15 protein-coding genes are annotated in these 19,053 nt (G+C 65.5%); all 15 read right to left on the reverse strand.

Translation table 11 applies throughout. The features are described from left to right. Window positions 1-269 precede the first annotated feature (269 nt). Complete coding sequence (locus U4012_RS08235) at window positions 270-1,763, reverse strand: aldehyde dehydrogenase (protein ID WP_321797600.1); 1,494 nt, start codon at window positions 1,761-1,763, stop codon at window positions 270-272. Between the two features lie 16 nt (window positions 1,764-1,779). Next, window positions 1,780-3,111, reverse strand: a complete 1,332-nt coding sequence (locus tag U4012_RS08240; RefSeq protein WP_321797602.1) for an FAD-binding oxidoreductase — start codon at window positions 3,109-3,111, stop codon at window positions 1,780-1,782. 6 nt (window positions 3,112-3,117) lie between these two features. Continuing rightward, window positions 3,118-4,005 (reverse strand): dihydrodipicolinate synthase family protein, encoded by an 888-nt coding sequence (locus U4012_RS08245; RefSeq protein WP_321797604.1) that lies wholly within the window; start codon window positions 4,003-4,005, stop codon window positions 3,118-3,120. Window positions 4,006-4,167: 162 nt separating this feature from the next. Continuing rightward, window positions 4,168-5,493 (reverse strand): serine hydroxymethyltransferase, encoded by a 1,326-nt coding sequence (glyA, locus tag U4012_RS08250; protein WP_257774872.1) that lies wholly within the window; start codon window positions 5,491-5,493, stop codon window positions 4,168-4,170. A gap of 137 nt (window positions 5,494-5,630) precedes the next feature. After that, the gene (locus tag U4012_RS08255) at window positions 5,631-6,512 is read right to left on the reverse strand and encodes a glycine betaine ABC transporter substrate-binding protein (protein WP_124521615.1); all 882 of its coding nucleotides are present in this window, start codon (window positions 6,510-6,512) and stop codon (window positions 5,631-5,633) included. A 153-nt stretch (window positions 6,513-6,665) separates the two neighbouring features. Continuing rightward, a complete protein-coding gene (locus U4012_RS08260; RefSeq protein ID WP_124521614.1) occupies window positions 6,666-7,553 on the reverse strand; it encodes an ABC transporter permease in 888 nt (295 codons plus the stop codon). Continuing rightward, entirely contained in the window at window positions 7,550-8,839 is a 1,290-nt protein-coding gene (locus U4012_RS08265) for a glycine betaine/L-proline ABC transporter ATP-binding protein (protein WP_321797611.1), read from the reverse strand. Before U4012_RS08265 ends, U4012_RS08260 begins: the two co-directional genes overlap by 4 nt. Window positions 8,840-9,591: 752 nt before the next feature. After that, window positions 9,592-9,894 carry a hypothetical protein gene (locus U4012_RS08270; protein ID WP_321797613.1) on the reverse strand — a complete coding sequence of 101 codons (303 nt, stop codon included), beginning with the start codon at window positions 9,892-9,894 and terminating at the stop codon, window positions 9,592-9,594. 61 nt (window positions 9,895-9,955) lie between these two features. Then, entirely contained in the window at window positions 9,956-12,937 is a 2,982-nt protein-coding gene (locus U4012_RS08275; RefSeq protein ID WP_321797646.1) for a tetratricopeptide repeat protein, read from the reverse strand. Then, on the reverse strand, window positions 12,838-14,163 hold the full coding sequence (locus U4012_RS08280) for a hypothetical protein (RefSeq protein WP_321797615.1): 1,326 nt from the start codon (window positions 14,161-14,163) through the stop codon (window positions 12,838-12,840). The genes U4012_RS08275 and U4012_RS08280 overlap by 100 nt, the downstream gene beginning before the upstream one ends. A 90-nt stretch (window positions 14,164-14,253) precedes the next feature. Next, window positions 14,254-14,463 carry a hypothetical protein gene (locus tag U4012_RS08285; protein WP_321797617.1) on the reverse strand — a complete coding sequence of 70 codons (210 nt, stop codon included), beginning with the start codon at window positions 14,461-14,463 and terminating at the stop codon, window positions 14,254-14,256. Window positions 14,464-14,485: 22 nt separating this feature from the next. Continuing rightward, window positions 14,486-15,316: a hypothetical protein gene (locus tag U4012_RS08290; protein ID WP_321797619.1), complete on the reverse strand. Its 831-nt coding sequence runs from the start codon at window positions 15,314-15,316 to the stop codon at window positions 14,486-14,488. Between the two features lie 221 nt (window positions 15,317-15,537). Further along, window positions 15,538-16,410, reverse strand: a complete 873-nt coding sequence (locus U4012_RS08295) for a hypothetical protein (RefSeq protein WP_321797621.1) — start codon at window positions 16,408-16,410, stop codon at window positions 15,538-15,540. Window positions 16,411-16,899: 489 nt separating this feature from the next. Further along, entirely contained in the window at window positions 16,900-17,757 is an 858-nt protein-coding gene (locus U4012_RS08300) for a 3-hydroxybutyryl-CoA dehydrogenase (protein WP_321797623.1), read from the reverse strand. Between the two features lie 38 nt (window positions 17,758-17,795). Further along, the gene (gene bktB / locus U4012_RS08305) at window positions 17,796-18,989 is read right to left on the reverse strand and encodes a beta-ketothiolase BktB (RefSeq protein WP_044848466.1); all 1,194 of its coding nucleotides are present in this window, start codon (window positions 18,987-18,989) and stop codon (window positions 17,796-17,798) included. Window positions 18,990-19,053: the final 64 nt, after the last annotated feature.

Consider the following 19,053-nt stretch of genomic DNA (forward strand, 5'->3'; position numbering starts at 1 on the left):
CCGCCCATCCGCCCCCGCGCCAGGCCACTGCGCGGCGCGGGGGCGCAGCGCACCATACGCGATGCCGGCGCGGCGTAGCGTCGTTCGTTCTGTCGCGCGCCGCGTGCGCCATTCTCGCCGGCCGAGCGGCCGCTGGCCATACTCGTGCGACATGGTGCAGGACAACATCGCAGCCGATCGGCGGCTCGACAAGCCGCCGAAACGGTTTCGCCGCAACCTGCAGCCTGGGCCGCGCGGCCCCGGGGTGCAGCGTGCGCGGCGCGCCCCACTTAGTCGAGCTTCAACCAGGTGGTCTTCAGCTCGCAATATTGATCGTGCGCGTACACGGATTTGTCGCGGCCGCCGAACCCCGACTGCTTGAAGCCGCCGAACGGCGTCGACAGGTCGCCTTCACCGAAGCAGTTCACCGTGACCGTCCCCGCACGAATCCGCGCGGCGACCTTGTGCGCGCTGTTCACGTTGTCGGTCCACAGCGACGCGGCCAGCCCGTAGCACGTATCGTTCGCGATCCGCACCGCGTCGTCGACGTCGTCGTATTCGATGAAGCACACGACCGGCCCGAACACCTCGTCGCGCGCGATGCGCATCTCCGGCGTCACCTGATCGAAGATCGTCGGCTCGACGAACCAGCCGCCCGTCTCCGCGAGGATCGCGCGCCCGCCGCATACCACGCGCGCGCCTTCCGCCTTCGCCTGTTCGATATGGCCGAGCACCTTCTCGTAATGCTTCTGTTCGATCAGCGCGCCGAGCTTCACGTCCGGATCGAGCGGATCGCCGGTCTTCCAGCCGGCGAGCACCGCCTGGACCTTCTCCAGCAGTTCCGCCTTGCGGCTCGACGGAACGAGGATTCGCGAGCCGGCGCTGCAGTTCTCGCCCATGTTCCAGAACGCGGCCGCAACTGCCTGCTCGGCCACCGCGTCGAGGTTCGCGACGTCCGGCAGGATGACCTGCGGATTCTTGCCGCCGCACTCGAGCACGACGCGCTTCAGGTTCGTATCGGCCGAGTAGTGCAGGAAGCGCTTGCCGGTTGCGGTCGAACCGGTGAACGCGACGAGATCGACGTCCGGATGGCGGCCGATCGCCTCCCCAGCCTCGCTGCCGAACCCGGTGACGACGCTGAATACGCCCGGCGGCACGCCGGCTTCCAGCGCGAGATCGGCGATCCGCAGCGTCGACAGCGACGTCTGCTCGGCCGGCTTCACGACGACGCTGTTGCCGACCGACAGCGCGGGGCCGATCTTCCACGCGAGCATCAGCGCCGGGAAATTCCACGGCAGCACCGCGCCGACGACGCCGATCGGCTCGCGCGTGACCATGCTGACGACGCCGGCGCCGGAAGGCGACAACGCGTCGTAGCGCTTGTCCGTCACTTCCGCATGCCAGCGGATGCACGCGGCCGACTCGGGAATGTCGAGCCCCAGGCATTCGCCGATCGGCTTGCCGGCTTCCAGCGCCTCGAGCAGCGCGAGTTCCTCCGCGTGCTCGTCGATCAGCTGCGCGACGCGCAGCAGCACCGCCTTGCGATGTGCGGGTGCGGCCTTCGACCAGACGCCCGACTCGAACGCTTCGCGCGCGGCCGCGACCGCGCGATCGACGTCGCGGTCGCTACAGCGCGCCACTTCGGCAAGCACCTTGCCGGACGCCGGGTTGAGCGTCGCGAACGTCTCGCCCGACGCCGCCGCACTGCGCTCGCCCGCGATGAACGCGCGACCGTCGAGCGACAACGCGTTCGCCTTCTGTTTCCAATCCTGATGGGTCGTCATGTCGTTTCCTCAAAAATCAAAGCTCGGCACCAGCCGAGAATTCCTTGGCCCAGATCGTCGCCGACACGGCCAGGTCGACGAGCGGCCGAACCGGCAGCGGACGCGGATGCGGCTGCTTCAGCAACTGCTGCACGAGGCTGTTCGATTCGCCGAGCGCGTATTCGGCGATCAGCTTGCCGGAGGCCGACCCGCGGCTCAGCCCGAGGCCGTTGCAGCCGATCGCCTCGTAGAGGCCGTCGTCGCGCCTGCCGAACAGCGCACCGTTGTTCGAGGACAGGCACAGCGGCCCGCCCCACGTATATTCGAGCTCGACGCCGCCGAGCATCGGGAAGCGGCGCTCGAACGAGCGCTGATGCAAATGCCGCGACTTCGCGAGATCGGCCTGCGACAGCTTCACGTCCGGCCGGAACGCGAAATGGTTGCGCACGCAAATGCGATCGGTGACCAGGCGCCGCACCGTCGTGCCCATCGGATCGGCCGGAATCAGCGCCCACGAGCGCGTGCCGCCGAGTCTCGCCACTTCGTCGGGGTTCATCGGGCGCGTGAGCGACGCGAACGTATAGACCGGCAGCAAACCGTTCGAATGCATGCCGAAGGTCGCCGCGTATGCGTTGGTGCACAGGATCACCTGCTTCGCGACGATCGTGCCGCCGGCGAAATGCAGTACGCGCGTGTCGCCGCGCGGTTCGATCCGCTTCACCGGGCTGAGCTCGAACACCGTCACGTTGTCCGGTTGCGTCGCCGCCAGCCCGCGCATCAGCGCCGCCGGCTGCACGGTGCTGCAGCCCGGCGTGAACAGCGCGCCCGTGTAGAACCCGGTGCCGGTCACGGCCTGGATCGCCGGCTGATCGAGCCATTCGAATGCTTCGCCGATGCGCGACAGCCCGTCGGCGAAATGCGCGAGCGCGGCCGCGCCCTTCCGGTTGACCGACGCGTGGAATTTGCCGTCGTCGCGCCAGTCGCAGTCGATGCCGAAACGCCGCACGATCTCGCGCACATAGTCGATGCCGTGCCGCTGAAACCGCACGTCCGCACGATCCTCGTCGATGCTGCGCGAGTAGCTTTCGCTGCTGATGTCGTGCGGCAGGTCGACGAAGAATCCGGAATTGCGCCCGGACGTGGTGCGGCCGATCCGGTCGGCCTCCACGAGCGCGATGGACGCACCGGGTGCCAGCTCCGCCAGCCGGCGCGCGGCACAAAGCCCGGTGATGCCGCCGCCGACGACGACCCAGTCGAACCGGCTGTCCGACTTGACGGTATTGGCGTCCGGTGCGGGCGGAAGGCTCTCCCACCACCCGTTCATCCCGTCCGGCGCCGGAAACCGCGCGAATTCCAGAGTCGAGCCCATGACGGATTACCGGCCGTCGCGCAGAAGCGGCTTGACGAGCTCCGCGAACGCGTCGCGCTCGTCGCCCGACAACGCGCCGAGCGGCGCGCGCGCGACGCCGACCGGCAGCCCGGCCAGCTCGCAGCCGTAGCGCACGTACTGAATGAACTTGCCGCTGCGCTCGAGCAGTTCGAGCACCGGCAGCAGTTGGGCCATCAGCGTGCGACCGGTCGCGAAATCGCCGCGCTTCACGCATGCGTCGAACAGGTCGGTGTGCGCTTCCGGCAGGAAGTTCGATGCGCCGCCGACCCAGCTGCGCGCGCCCCACGCGAAGAACTCGAGCGCCTGATCGTCCATCCCGCAGCTCAGCACGAGCCGGCCGCTGAAATGCGTCGACAGGTGATGCAGATGCGCGATGTCGCCGGTACTTTCCTTCATCGCGACGAAGTTCTTGCGCTCGAGCAGCGTCTCGAGAATGTCGTCGCCGATTTCAGTGCCCGTGCGGGCCGGGAAGTTATACAGCATGATCGGCATGTCGAGCGCGTCGTCGACCGCGAGCAGGTGCGCGAGCAGTTCCTGCTGGGTCGGCTGCGCGTAGTACGGCGCCGCCACGAGCAACGCGTTCAGCCCCGCGCGCTTCGCTTCACGGCCGAGGCGCAGCACCTCCTTCGTCGTGGTCGCGTTGATGCCCGCGGTCAGGAACGTCTTGCCGCCGGCCGCGGCGGCGACCGTGTCGAACGTGCGCACGCGCTCGTCGAAGCTCAATGCGTAGTATTCGCCCGTCGTCCCGCCGATGCCCAGGCCGGATAGCCGGCCCGCAAGATCGGCCGCATGCCGGCCCAGCAGTTCGTGGTTGATTTCGCCGTCCGCGTCGAACGGGGTGACCAGCGGAGTGTGTACGCCCTCGAAGCTCATTTTCGATTCCTCAATCAAGTGGTTGCACCAGGTTCCCGCCCGTCAGGCAGGAAACCGGCAATTCGACACAACGTCGTCGGTACGTCGCTGCATACGCGCAGCGACGCCGATCGATTCACTACGTGGTCCGAACGATGTTCGAGGTTCAGACCGATTCCCGGATCAGGCGAACGCCTCCGCGTGCGCGTAGACGGGAAACTGGCTGCACAGGTCGCGCACGCGGGTCCGTACCGACCGCTCGACCGCTTCGTCGCCGTTCGGATTGCGCTCGAGCGCAGCCAGCACTGCCAGGATCAATTCGCCGATCTGCTCGAACTGCGCGGTTCCGAAGCCGCGCGTGGTGCCGGCCGGCGTGCCGAGCCGGATGCCGGACGTGACGGTCGGGTTTTCCGTATCGAACGGAATCCCGTTCTTGTTGCAGGTGATGCCCGCGCGCTCCAGTGCCTTCTCGGCCTGCGCGCCGGTGATGCGCCGGGCGCGCAGGTCGACCAGCAGCAGGTGGTTGTCGGTGCCGCCCGTGACGAGCGTCAGGCCGCCGGCCGTCAGCACGCGCGCGAGCGCCTGCGCGTTGCGCAACATCTGCTCGATATAGCGGGTGAATTCCGGCCGAAGCGCTTCCGCAAAGGCCACTGCCTTGCCGGCGACGACATGCATCAGCGGCCCGCCCTGCAACCCCGGAAACACCGCCGAATCGATCTGCTTCGCGACCTCGGCGTGGTTCGTCAGGATGAAGCCGCCGCGCGGGCCGCGCAGCGTCTTGTGCGTGGTGGACGTCACCACGTCGGCGAACGGCACCGGGTTCTGATGCCGGCCGGCCGCGACGATGCCCGCGATGTGCGCCATGTCGACCATCAGCTTCGCATCGACGCTGTCGGCGATCTCGCGAAACGCGGCGAAGTCGAGCGCCCGCGGATACGCGGAGTAACCGGCGATGATCAGCTTCGGGCGATGCCGCTCGGCGAGCCGGCGCACGTCGTCGTAATCGATGCGCAGCGTGTCGCGGTTCACGCCGTACTGCACCGCGTTGAACCACTTCCCCGACAGCGCGGGCCGCGCGCCGTGCGTGAGGTGGCCGCCCGCATCGAGCGACATGCCCATCACCGTGTCGCCCGGCTTGACGAGCGCGAGCATCACCGCGCCGTTGGCCTGCGCGCCCGAATGCGGCTGGACGTTGGCGTGGCTCGCGTCGAACAGCGCGCACGCGCGATCGATTGCGAGCGCCTCGATCCGGTCGACATGGTCGCAACCGCCGTAGTACCGCCGCGACGGATAGCCTTCCGCGTACTTGTTCGTCAGCACGGTGCCCTGTGCTTCCAGCACCGCCGCCGACGCGATGTTTTCAGATGCGATCAGTTCGATCTGGGTTTGCTGGCGACGCAGCTCCAGCGCGATCTCCGACGCGATCACCGGATCCCGGCTCTGAAGCGTTTCGGAAAAAAAGCGGGCGTTCTCGTTCACTTGCTGACTCCGCGACGCGATTCGTGACATGCTGCATGGACTGCGCGTACCGCACATCGCGAGGCCGGCGCCATCGTTGCGGCTCCGCCCATCGGCTTCGGGCGATACGCCCCGCCGGTTCGCGCGGACGACGCCGATCGCATCGTCTGCGCCACCGGGGCGCGGCTTTACTGCTGCAGCCAGGCCTTGAGCTTCTCCGGGTGTGCATCGACGAACTTCTTCGCGGCGCTCGCGTAGTCGTTCGTGCTGTTCCCCTCGAACTCGATCGCCTCGACATCGGCCAGCGTCAGCTTCAGGTGCTTGAAGAACACGTCGGCGCGCGGGAACTTGCCCGCGAACTTCTTCGACGCGAACGCATGAATCTGCTCTTCGCCGCCCAGCGTGCCCTTCGGATCCTTCAGGTAACGCATCTGCCACTTCTGGAACAGCCAGTGCGGGCTCCAGACCGTTGCAACGATCCACTGCTTCGACTGGTACGCACGCGACACGCTCGCCAGCATGCCGGCCTCGCTCGACGCCTGAAGGTTGTAGCCGTCCAGGTTGTACGCCTTGATGGTCTTCTCGGATGCCTGCATCAGGCCGCCGCCCGGCTCGATGCCCTGGATCGTGCCGTTCAGCTTGCTCTTGACTTCCGGCTTGCTCAGGTCGGCGATCGACGACAGCTCCGATTCCGGAATGTAGGTTGGCACCGCCCAGCCGTTCTTGCCGCCGGTGTAGATGATGCCGACGTCGTCCAGGTCGTTCTTGTACTTCGCGTAGTAGGTCCCGTGCGTGACCGGCAGCCAGCCCCCGACCATGATGTCGAGATCGCCACGCGCGACACCCTGGTACTGGATGCCGATGTCGGCCTGGACGAACTGCACCGGTTGCTTGAGTTGCGTCTCGAGCACGTACTTCGCGACGTTCGCCACCGCGAGCACGTCCGCCCAGTTGGTCACCGCGATCTTGACCGGCTCGGCCGCCGATGCCGCGCCCACACCTGCACTGCAGGCCACCACCGTCGATACCGCAAGTTTCGCCAGAAGCGACTTGAACGTATGGGTATTCATCTAGTACTCCTTTTTAATCACGCGAGTCTTTCAAGGGTGAGGAACGCCTTCGATCGGCGTTTCCGGTCTCCACGCACTGCTACACCGGTTCCGCCGCGGCACCGTGGCCGCGACGCTTCATCGTCCTTCAAATGCCTTCGACCGCCCTGTTCGTCAGGTGCGTGCCGCGCCACGCGGGCCGGCCTTGCCGGCGCGCACGATCGGCTTCTTCGCCTTCTTCTTCGCCTTCACGCCGAAGCTTTCCGTCAGGCGATCCAGCACGATCGCAAGCAGCACGACGCCCAGCCCGCCTTCGAAACCGATCCCGATGTCGAGACGCTGAATGCCGCTCAGCACGTATTCGCCGAGGCCGCCCGCGCCGATCATCGACGCAACCACCACCATCGACAGCGCCATCATGATCGTCTGGTTCACGCCGGCCATGATCGACGGCAGCGCGTTCGGCAGCTGGATCTTCCACAGCAGCTGCCAGTCGGTGCTGCCGAACGAGCGCCCTGCCTCGATCAGTTCCTCGCGGACCTGCCGGATGCCGAGCGTCGTCAGCCGCACGACGGGCGGCATCGCGAACACGATCGTCGCGATCACCGCCGGCACGCGTCCGAGCCCGAACAGGATCACGGCCGGGATCAGGTACACGAACGCGGGCATCGTCTGCATGAAGTCGAGCAGCGAGCGCAGGATCATGCCGATCCGGTTGTTGCGCGCGCCCCAGATCCCCAGCGGGACGCCGATCACGAGGCTGAAGAAGGTCGCCGCGGTAACGAGCGCGAGCGTCGATACCGTCTGTGCCCACAAGCCCATGTAATGGATGACGAGCAGCGCGAGGCCGACGAAGATCGAGAACACGATGCCGCGGCGCCACAGCGCGAGCCCCACCATGATCACGACCATCGCGATGAACGGCACGGCGGCGAGACCGTCTTCGAGCAGCTTCACGACCGCGCCGAGCCCCGCCGAAAACGTGTCGAAACCACCGCGGAAATGCAGAAACAGAAAGTTGACGAAGTCTTCCGCGAACTTCCCGATCACCGACGCGTTCATGCTGCCCTCCGTTGCATCATCTGCTTGAGTATCGTCCGGCAGGACACGACGCCCGCCAGTTGTCCCGCCGCGTCCGTCACCGGCACGTCGTGCTGCCGGGTCAGCGCGATCGACGCGAGCCGATGCAGATCCGTATCGATCGACACCGCATGGAAGTCGGGCAGGAATGCCTCGCGAATCGGCCGGGCACCGGACCGGTGCAGTGTGGCGGCCGTCACGCAGCCGAGGTAATGGCCGGCCTCGTCGCACACGTAGCCGCATTCCGCGCCGCTGTCGATCAACCGGTTCAGGTAGCGGTCGGACGACGTGCCCGCGTCGCACTGAATCAGCCCGCGCTCGATCTTCGTCAGCAGGCTCGACGCCTTCAGGAAGCGCGATACGTCGACATTGCGGAAGAAGTCCTGCACGTAGGCATCCGCCGGTGTCTGGATCAGTTCGGCCGGCGTGCCGACCTGGATCAGGCAGCCGTCCTTCATGATGCCGATGCGGCCGCCGATCTTCACCGCTTCCTCGATATCGTGGGAGATGAACACGATCGTGCGCTGCTCTTCCTTCTGCAGGCGCAGCAGCTCGTTCTGCATTTCGAAGCGGATCAGCGGATCGAGCGCGGAGAATGCCTCGTCCATCAGCAGGACCGACGGGTTCACCGCGAGTGCGCGTGCAAGGCCCACGCGCTGCTGCATGCCGCCGGACAACTCGCTCGGCAGCAGCTTCTCGTACGACCCGAGCCCGACGCGCTCCAGCGCGGCACGCGCGACCTCGTAGCGCTGCGCTTTCTTGATCCCCGCGACCTCGAGCCCGTACGCGATGTTGTCGAGCACGGTCCGGTTCGGCAGCAGCGCGAACGACTGGAACACCATCGCCATCTTCCGGCGTCGAACGTCGCGCAATTCCGGCGTCGACATCGGCGCGATGTCGCGGCCTTCGAGCACGACCTGCCCGGACGTCGGCTCGATCAGCCGGTTGAGCAGACGTACCAGCGTCGATTTACCCGAGCCCGACAGCCCCATGATCACGAAGATCTCGCCGGCCCGCACGCTCAGGCTCACGTCGTCGACCGCCACCATGTTGCCGGTTTCGGCGAAGATCTCGTTGCGTCCGACGCCGCGCTTCATCAGCTCGATCGCACGCTCGGGCTTCGGACCGAAGATCTTCGACAGGTGCTTGACGGTCAGGATGTCGGTTCCGGTCGCGATGCTCGACCGGGCGATCGACGGCGCACCGTCGGTGGAGATTGCTCCGGGGGGAAGTACGTCGCCCGGTGCAAACGTCAGATTTGGGGCCATTCTGTCATCCCGACTAACTGGTAACGGAAACCGCGAACTCCGCACGTGTCGCCATCGATTGCCGGCTTGCTGCCAGGGCTCGATGCCGCGCTCGCGTGGTTGACGGCGCTGATTCAGTGACTGCAGCGTATCAATCCAATTTCGTCGCTCCAGATACATTTTCTGTGCGCTTTTCCATACCTTTGGTAATGCATCGAAGATGGGCAAAATCGCGCGCATGGTGGGGAACCGTGCAAACGACGCGAAAGCCAATGCCGGCGGGGCTGCACGCGATTTGGCGGGGATCGCGGCCAAGTGGCGCGCGCAGGGCGTGAAACGGCACGCTAGGGGAAAATCCGGACGGGGAGACTTAAGGGAAACTACCAAGGAGACAGGCATTCGACTGCGCAAATGGCCGCCGAGCCGCCGATGCGCGACATCTGGCGCGTGACGCAGGCTGACCGTGCGCTGCGGGCGCTCGACCGGGCGGACGGGTCGCGGATACGTTAGCCGAAGCGGCGCCCGACACGACACGACGCGCACGCAACGCAGCGCGTTCGCTGAGCTGATGATGATCCGGATCGCCGTGGCCGCGCGGCATGCAATCACGTTGCCGCCGAAGGCGGACCGGCGGAGGCCCGCGATGTTCAAGCGGACGTTGCCGCGGGCTCCGGCGGTGCTTGACGCATGATGATCGCGCGCTCGAGCGGGATCGCGTTCATGCACCGCTTCCCGAAACGGAACGCGACAGCACGCACGCTCCTGTCACGCGATCAATTCAAACCGAACAGGACGATGCCGAGCGAGCCGATGCGATAGACGATGACGGCGCGTGCGACGATCGTCCAGATGCGATTCTCGACGTTCGGCGCACACATCCACGCGCAGCGGATCCACGCACAGAACGGAACGACATACACGACGAATGCCGCGAAACGCAGCGGTACCGGATAGGACGGCCCGACGATCAGCACGAGCAGCGGAATGAGCAGCAGGCCAAGCGGTACGCCGATCAGCCACCAGACTTTCCACAAGCGTTCTTCCCCGTGCCACGCGTTCTTCAAGGTGTTCTTCATGTTCGCGCTCGTCGATCCGTGCGTCCGGAGGCGTCATCGAGCCGACCGCATCCGGACCCGCTCAATGTAGTGTCGTGATCAGGTTCGCGGCGATGTCGGCGGCCCGTCGTTTTTCCGCGTCATCCAGTCGCTCGGCAACTCGCGTCTCGACGCGCGCCGCGGCGGCGGCATATTGCCGGAAACCGGCTACCGCATCGAAACTCGCGCGCGAACGCTCGATCCATGCCGCGCCGAGCGCCCGGTCTCTCGGCAGGCCGTTGCCGGTCAGGAACCGGATGCCGACCGCATATTGCATGAACGGATCGCCAAGCAATGCCTGGTTCAGGCTCGACAGGCCTTCCCATTGGCGATTGGCCGCGGCGACTGCGTTGCCCGGCGGATCGCTCCACAACGTGGCGACCGGATCGGCGGGTACCAGCCAGCGCCGCTCGCCGGCCGACAGCGCCGCTTCCGTTCCCGGTACGACGCTGCACAGCGCCAGCGCAATCTCGGAGCATGCCGAGCCCCGTCGCGCGGCGCGGCGATGCAGGTCCAGCGCGGAGGCCTCGTTCAGCGTCACGCCGTCGCCCGTTTCGTACATCAGTGCAAGATCGCTTTCCGCCCACGGCGAACCGGCTGCGGCCGCGCGTTGGAACCACACCGATGCTGCTTTCGGATCGCGCGCGACGCCACGTCCGTGCAGATACGCGACGCCCACCATCCGCCTCGCCTCGGCGCTCGACGGCGCCGCACGGAGCACCCATGCGAACGCCTCGTAGTCGTCGGTGCGGCCGCCGAGGCCGGTCGACAGGTGCCACGCGAGCGAACCCTGTGCCGACACGTTGCCCTGCTCCGCCGCGCGGCGAAACCAGTACGTCGCTGCATTGAAGTCCGCCGGTACGCCATCGCCGAGGTCGTACGCATCGCCAAGTGTCGACTGATACGTCGCTTCGCCGCGATCCGCGAGTTTCCATTGCCAATACGCGCGCTCGTCGGCGGCAACCAGGCCTGCGTCGACCGACGCGAGCATGCGCATCGCGCCGATATTGTTGCCGGCAGCCGCTGCGCGGCACCAGCGCGCGGCATCGGTCGGATTGCGCGGCGTGCCGTTTCCATCCAGATACATCGAGCACAGCATCGCTTGCGACGCGGCGTCGCCCAGCATTGCGCCGCGTGTGAACCAGTCGAAGGCGATCGTCGGCTGCGTGCGCCAATAGGCAGACCCCAGCGCCGAATACGCAGCGGCGACCTTGCGGTTCGCAAGGTCCTCCAGCCATTGAAGCCCGGTCTTGCCCGCGAACGACATATGGTGCTCGTTCAGGTAGAAGCCGACCGATACGCCGGCAGCGCGATCGCCGGCCTCGGCGGCCTGCGTCAGGTAACGCAAGCCCGATGGTTCGTCGCGTGGCACGTCGGCGGTACCCGACAGATATTGATAGCCGACCCAGCGCGCCGCTTCGACGTTGCCGTGGTCCGCGGCGAACCGGAACCATTGCATCGCCCGCGTCCGGTCGACCGACGTGCCTTCGCCACGCCAAGCCATGCCGGCGGCCATCAGCGCCGCCGCTGCGTCGCCGCGATCCGCTCCGCGCTTCGCCAGCCGAAACGCCTTGCGCATGTCTACCGGCTCGTCGTCGCCACGCGCTGCGTAACGGGACAGGTTGGCCGCCGCGGCGCCATTGCCCTGCGCGTCGGCCTTTTCGAACCACGGTTTGGCGGCAGCCGGATCCGGCTGCGTCCCGAGGCCGTTCTGCAACATCGCGCCGAGATCGTTCTGCGCGACGGCCAGGCCCGCATCGGCCGCGCCCTGCATCCAACCCAATGCGGCTTCCTGGTCGACCGGGCCGCCCCGCCCGAACAGATAGAGGTTCGCCAATGCGTAACGTGCTCGCGCGTCGCCGGCGAGCGCCGCCTTGCGATACCAGTCGCGCTCCGTCGCCTCGTCGCGCGGCACGCCCGTTCCGCTTCCGTACAGATCGCCGAGCCTGCGCTGCGCATAGGGCGAGCCGGCAAGGGCCGCGGCCGACATCAGGCTGAGGCCGCGACGCGCGTCTTGCGGCATGCCGATGCCCGCAAGATAGAGATTGGCCAGCACGGCCTGCGCTTCGGTATGGTTCTGGTCCGCCGCGGCGCGCAGCCACTTCGTCCCCGCGCGTATATCGCGTGGCACCCCGTCGCCCCGGACGAGCATCAGGCCCAGAACGAACTGCCCGTTCGGCTCGCCGTCCGCCGCCGCACGCGACAACCACGCTACCGCGACAACCGGATCGCGCGTGACGCCGCGGCCGGTCAGCGCGAATTTCCCGGCATTGGTCGCGCCCGCCGGCGATCCACCTTCGGCTGCCGTCACGAAGTAGCGATAGGCCGCGACATCGTCGGCAGGTTGGCCGTCGCCGTCCGCGCTCATCCCGCCGAGCTGGTTCGCCGAGGCCGCATCGCCGTCGCGCGCCGCCGACACGAACCACGCGCGCGCCGCTGCCGGGTCGCGCGGCTGTGCGACACCGTCGTAGTAGATGTAGCCCAGTGCGCGCTTGGCCGCCGTCGAACCGTCGCTCGCCGCGGATTCGAGGATCATCATCCCGCGCTTCGGGTCCGGGCGGGCCGCGTAGCCATGCAGCACCATTTGCCCGTAGAGCGCGCGGGCCGTGAGGTTGCCGGCGCCGGCGTCCTGCCTGCACAGGCTGCGGATCCGTGCGGGTTCGTCCTTCAGACGAAGGCTGTCGAATCGCGCGTTCAACGCCAGCGAGCATGGCGTCGTGTCGTCGAGGACCGGCACGGACACGCCGCGTTGCATTGCCGGCATCGCGACGAGCGGCGACTCGGGCTGCGGCGCGGCGGCGCAGCCCGGCCCGAGGGTGAGCCCTGCCATCAGCATCTGGGCAGCGATCGACGATTTCAATGCGGAGCCGACGAAGCCGGTGCGCCGACGGGCGTAACCGCGCCGCCGAGGTTCGCTCGTCCGCGTCATGGTTTCACGATCGTGACGTTCTTGATGACGACGTCGGTCCGGCCGTCTTCGTCGTCGATCGACTTGCTCAGTTCGATCCCGTAGTCGACCAGCCATGCGGATCGCACGCGCACCGTCTTCCCGTCCTTGTGGACCTCGCTGCAATCCAGGTCGATCGCATTGCCCGTCAACGTGCCGAAGATCGACGATGCGGGTTCCGTCTTGCCGATTTCGCAGCGACGGGTCAGTTGACCGTCGCGCGACGGTTGCGGCACCGCAATCTCGACACGCTTGCCCGCCGTCATCGGTTCGTTCGCCAGCGCGATCGCCGTTGCGTCCTTTTGCATGCGAAGCATCGTGGCGTGGCGAGGTGCACTCACGCTCTGACTCATCAGGTCGGCCAGCCCGTATCCCATGTCGAAATACGACCAATGCGGGTTCCCCGCTGCGTCTTTCGTGGTCATCAGCTCAATGACCACGCCGTTATTGCGTCGATTGACGTAGGTATCGACATACGGCCCCGAGTCCTTCGGCGTCGTCTTGTTCACCCATTCGCCGTCCACCACCAGACGCGCATACGGGAGCGGCCGGCTGTTGTCGGGCGGCAACTGGCTGCGAATCGGATCCGGCAAGCGGCGCTCGTCGAACACTTCATCCAGATACGCCGTCGGATCGGCAAGCACCGTCTCGGCCGCCGACTTGCCGTCGGCGATCAACTTGAACAGTTCATAGGTTGCCCGTCGCTGCTCCGGTTCCGGCAGCTTTTCCAGCGCGTCGACTGCAAACTGAATCAGCGCACACGTGGTCGGCTTCGCTTGCTCCTGCAGCGATGGCGGCACCTCGATCGCATCGATGCGCGCGTCGACCTCGAGCAATTCGGCAACGGTGTAATGCTCGTCGTCGGCCTGCGACCGGCCACTGCGCGCGCCGATCAGATCCATCAACTCGAAGATGCTACGCAGCATCTTCGGCGACGACGTCTTCGCCAACGACACCAGACCGCGACCGGTCAGCTTCGACATCTCGCAACCGCTGTGCGATTCACCCGCGATGTCCTTCATCAGCCGAAGGAACCGCAGCCGGTCGGCCGGAGACAGCATCATTTCCGCACCTGCGGTCGATTTGCCGCGCAGGCTCGTCAGTCTTGCGAGATAGCCAGGATCCCGCGCGATCTTCGAGAACCAGGCCACCACGATCTGCCCGTTTTCCGAATCGGGATCCACGCCGGCTTGCGCAACGAATGCGCGTGCCCGTTCAGTGATTTGCGCCGGCGACAGTTCGATCGCCGGATTCGCCGCCGGCGCGGACGCTGCCGGCTCCGCAGGCGCGCTCTGCACGCCCAACCCATATGCCGTTGCGGTTGCAACGGACAACACCGCCCCGAAAAGGCCTGTCCTTATTTTCATTTTGTCGAAATTCGATTGTGTTGTTGCTCACTGCACCGGTGCGACTTCGAGCTTCACGATCAAGCCGTCAACATAACTGACCCTGACCGGCAAGCCGGCCCTGATCGGCCCGCCGTGCGATGCGGTGTTGTTGAAACCACCCGTCACAACATAGTCCGAGTAGGAGAAACACACCTGCCCGACACAGAAACGCTCCATCGCGTGGCCGCCATACGGCATGGGTTCGAAAGCGGTCACGGCGCCTTCCACCACACGAAGCTCACCGGAAGCGATTGCTTTCCTGACGCGATGTGCGGCATCGTACGTGCTTCCGAACGCGATGGCTGTCCACAGTATCGCAAAGCCCAACCAGATGAACGGGAAGACTTTGCGCATGAAGGCAGGCCCCCCGCATCGGAAGATCGTTGCGAAACCACGCAAATACAGCACCGATCGCCACGAAGCATAGACCGAATGCCGGAAACGCCCAGTTCGCACATCCGCCGTTGGCACAGTCGAATACGATCCGATAGCCGTCGCCAGACACCGCGGGCGATCCATTGCCGGTCAGACTCGTCAGGACGTTGCGCAGGCTCGAGTCGCCCGTCAACGTGCAACCGATCAAAAGTGCAATCGCGCCAATGCTCATGGTGATGGCCATCGCCTTGACAGCCCGCTCGGTAACGCGCTCGGCCGGATAGCCGAACTGATCCATGAGCCCGAGCTCGACGACCTTTCGTGCGCCGCCGGTGAAGATCCACCACGCGGTTCCCGATGCCGTGGCCGCAATGACGCCCCAAAATGCCGTCGCCAGCAGTACACCGCCATGCGGCGGGTTCATGAAGTCCCAGATGTCGTGAGCCTGACCGGACAGGATGCCGATGCCCATCACGATCCACGGCAATATCTGCAATCCGAACAGAGTCCGGCCATAGACACGAGCCTGGTCGCGAAGCGTATCGCTCGCTAGAGTCGACATGCGTCGGCGCGAACAGCGCACGTATTGGGCTACGCTGAACACGATCGCAATCAGCCAGAAGTAGCGGCCGAAAATCTGGAAGAAATCGATGACTGCCCCCGTTCGATGAGTGTCCCAGGCCCGTTGCGCCACGCGCCATCTGCCGCGTCGTCACTACCGCGACGATTCGATACGCGAGCGCCTTCCCGTACGGTTCGGCAAAGGCCATCCGCAATGACGGCAGTGCGGCACGACGGATGCGACGACACCATACCGACTACCGACAGCCATCCCTGCTGCTGAATCGTCGCGATGCCTGGCGCGCACGAATCGCTCGATGTCGTCGACTTTCATCATGTCGTTCCGGCGTTTTCTTACTTCTGGCTTGCGCTCGCTGATTGAGTTATTCCGCGGCCGGTCAGCAGCGCGGTACGGAACTGCGGCACGAAGCTCATGAGCGCCTCGTCAATTCCCTTGATGGCGTTGGGCAAATCTTTCACCAGATCAGCATAGAAGGGATAGACATAAGGACCATTCTCCTTGGCATCTGAAGCGAAGCTGGAGCCGGTATTCTTATTAACACCGCCGCCACCCGAGGTCGGATTCAGATGAGTCGGGATCGGCAAGAACATGTTCTGAGAGAAAATTGGTTCGAACGTCGATGCCGAAAAAATTCGAATCTGGCTGTTGACCGACCGGACATACGGCCAACCCAGTCCTTGGGCACCATAACCGGTATTGGCTGGTGCGATTAAAATCGCATCCGCTCCCGTATAGGCATCACCCTTCAACGTCGGATGCAGCCAATCTCCTGCGATTTTCGGCATGCCGGCCTGACCAAGATTGACTTCCTTCACCTGGTAGCCTTGCGCTCGTAGTTCGGCCTCCAGTGCCTCGATGTACTTACGGTTCAGTCCGGTATCGCCAAGCTCACTCTTGACGAGGTCGTTGAAATCCTTGTTGGTGCGAGTCGATACGGCGGCCGTCCCTCCGGCGATTGCGCCGCCGACAGCCGCAGCCAACAGGCCCACTCCAGGAATCGGAACGAATACCGGCCCTCCGGCCGTGACGGCAAAATACACCGTTGGCCTCGACACATCGACCGCAATCGTCTTGACCGACGACATTTTTTGCGCATCGAAGTCGTATGGGGGTTTCGATGCGCACGCACCAAGCAGCAAACTCAGCACGGTAGCCGCAATGGAGCCGCGAACCCGAATCCTCGCTTTCACACCAATATTTGTCATTCTTCACCCGTCGTTATCGGCCACTGTCAAGTTGCAAGTCGCGCCAAAATAATCGCGGTTACCCGCAAGTTACATCAAATGCCCGGGAGCCGACCTTTAACACCAAACAGATCCCAGAGATAATCCCGATCCGGCCGCTCCCCGTCGAACGCGCCGTTTCTCGATTTCGCTCACGATGCGGCACATGGTTGGTCTCTCTCGGCATTTGCGGCAAATAATTGCACAGACGAAACCGCGAGATGGTCAAGGATTGTCACGGCATGCAATGTTCACATTGTCGTAAATTACATATGTCCCTCATCCGCTTGTCTCGTTCCGGCGACACTGCACACGATCAGGCGATCAAGCAACGCGGGAGGAACCGACGTCGAAGCACGGACACGTCGCCCACGCGCTCCAAATGGAAAACGCGGACGACAAGCCGACACCGGACTCGACATCCGGCGCGGCTCGTCATCCGCGTTGAAGATCCGACGTGCCCGCAGGACGTCAGCTGTAGTCGTACACCCCACGCCCCGTCTTGCGCCCCAGCCGCCCTGCCGACACCATCTCGCGAAGCAGCGGGCACGCACGATACTTCGTGTCGCCGAAGTCCTTCAGGAACACGTCCATCACCGCGAGACACACGTCGAGCCCGACGAGGTCGGCCAGCGCGAGCGGCCCGATCGGATGGTTCGCGCCGAGCTTCATCCCCGCGTCGATCTCCTCGGCCGACGCGATGCCTTCGGCCAGCACGAAGAACGCTTCGTTGATCATCGGCACGAGGATCCGGTTCACGACGAAGCCCGGCGCGTTGCGCACGCCGATCGGCGACTTGTCGAAACGCTCGGTCAGCGCGCGCACCGCCGACGCGGTCGCGTCGCTCGTCTGCAGCCCGCGGATGATCTCGACGAGCGGCATCAGCGGCACCGGGTTGAAGAAGTGCATGCCGACGAAGCGCGACGGATCGGCGAGCAGCGCCGCGAGCGACGTGATCGAGATCGAGATCGACGACGTGTTGGTCGCGATGATCGCGTCGGGCCGCGCGACCGACTCGATCTGCTTCAGGATGCGGCTCTTCAGCTCGACGTTCTCGGTCGCGGCTTCGATCACGATGTCGACCGCGGCGAGCTTCGCGTAGTCGGTCGACGTCGTGATGCGCGCGAGCGCGGCGTCGCGTGCGCCGGCGTCGAGCTTGTCCTTCGACACGAGCCGCTCGAGGCTGCCCTTCAGCGCGGCGACGCCCTTGTCGAGCGCCGCGTCGCTGACGTCGATCATCACGACGTTGAGTCCTGCAACGGCCGCGGTTTGCGCAATGCCGTTGCCCATGGTTCCGGCGCCCACGACGCCGACGGTTTCGATTGCCATGACGATTCCTGTGTATTCGGGTGCTGAGCGGTCGATTATCAGATGTTCTCGAAGATCGCCGCAATCCCCTGGCCGCCGCCGATACACATCGTCACGAGCGCGTAACGCCCGCCGATGCGCTTCAGCTCGTACAGCGCCTTGACCGTGATCAATGCGCCGGTCGCGCCGATCGGGTGACCGAGCGAAATGCCCGAGCCGTTCGGGTTGACCTTGGCCGGATCGAGGCCGAGCTCCTGCGTGACCGCGCACGCCTGCGCGGCGAACGCCTCGTTCGCCTCGATCACGTCGAGATCGGTGATCTTCAGGCCCGCGCGCTCGAGCGCCTTCTGCGTGGCCGGCACCGGGCCGATGCCCATGTACGCCGGATCCACACCCGCATGCGCGTACGCGACGAGACGCGCGAGCGGCTTCACGCCCTGCGCGCGCGCGGCATCCGCGCTCATCATCAGCACCGCGGCGGCCGCATCGTTGATCCCCGACGCGTTTCCGGCCGTCACCGTGCCGTCCTCCTTCACGAACACCGGCTTCAGCTTCGTGAAGTCGTCCGGGCCGGCGTCGTGACGCACGTGCTCGTCGGTGTCGAACGCGACCTCACCCTTCTTCGTGCGGATCGAGATCGGAAGGATCTGGTCCTTGAAGCGGCCTTCGGCGATCGCGCGCGCCGCGCGACGATGCGATTCGAGCGCGAGCGCATCCTGCGCATCACGCGAAATGCCGTACTTTTTGGCGACGTTCTCTGCGGTCACGCCCATGTGGATCGTCTGGAACGGGTCGTGCAGCGCGCCGAGCATCATGTCGACGAGCTTTGCGTCGCCCATGCGCTGGCCGAAGCGCGCGGCCGGCACCGTGTACGGCGCGCGGCTCATGTTCTCCGAGCCGCCGCCGATCGCGACGTCGGCGTCGCCGAGCATGATCGTCTGCGCGGCCGACACGATCGCCTGCAGGCCGGAGCCGCACAGGCGGTTCACGGTGAGCGCCGGCGTGTGCTGCGCGACGCCGCCGTTGATCGCCGCGACGCGCGCGAGATACATGTCCTTCGGCTCGGTGTTCACGACGTGGCCGAACACGACATGCCCGACCGCATCGCCAGGCACGTTCGCGCGCGACAGCACTTCGCTCACGACCTTCGCGCCGAGATCGGTCGGCGAGAAATCCTTCAGGCTTCCGCCGAAATCGCCGATCGCGGTACGGACACCGCTCACCACCACGACTTCCTTCGCTGCATTGCTCATCGTCTCACTCCGGTTCGTTCGCGCCCGCGGGCGCGGGGATGCGTTGCGTTACATGTTCGGGTAA

The sequence above is a fragment of the Burkholderia sp. BCC1988 genome (genome assembly GCF_905339895.1).
GTDB lineage: Bacteria > Pseudomonadota > Gammaproteobacteria > Burkholderiales > Burkholderiaceae > Burkholderia.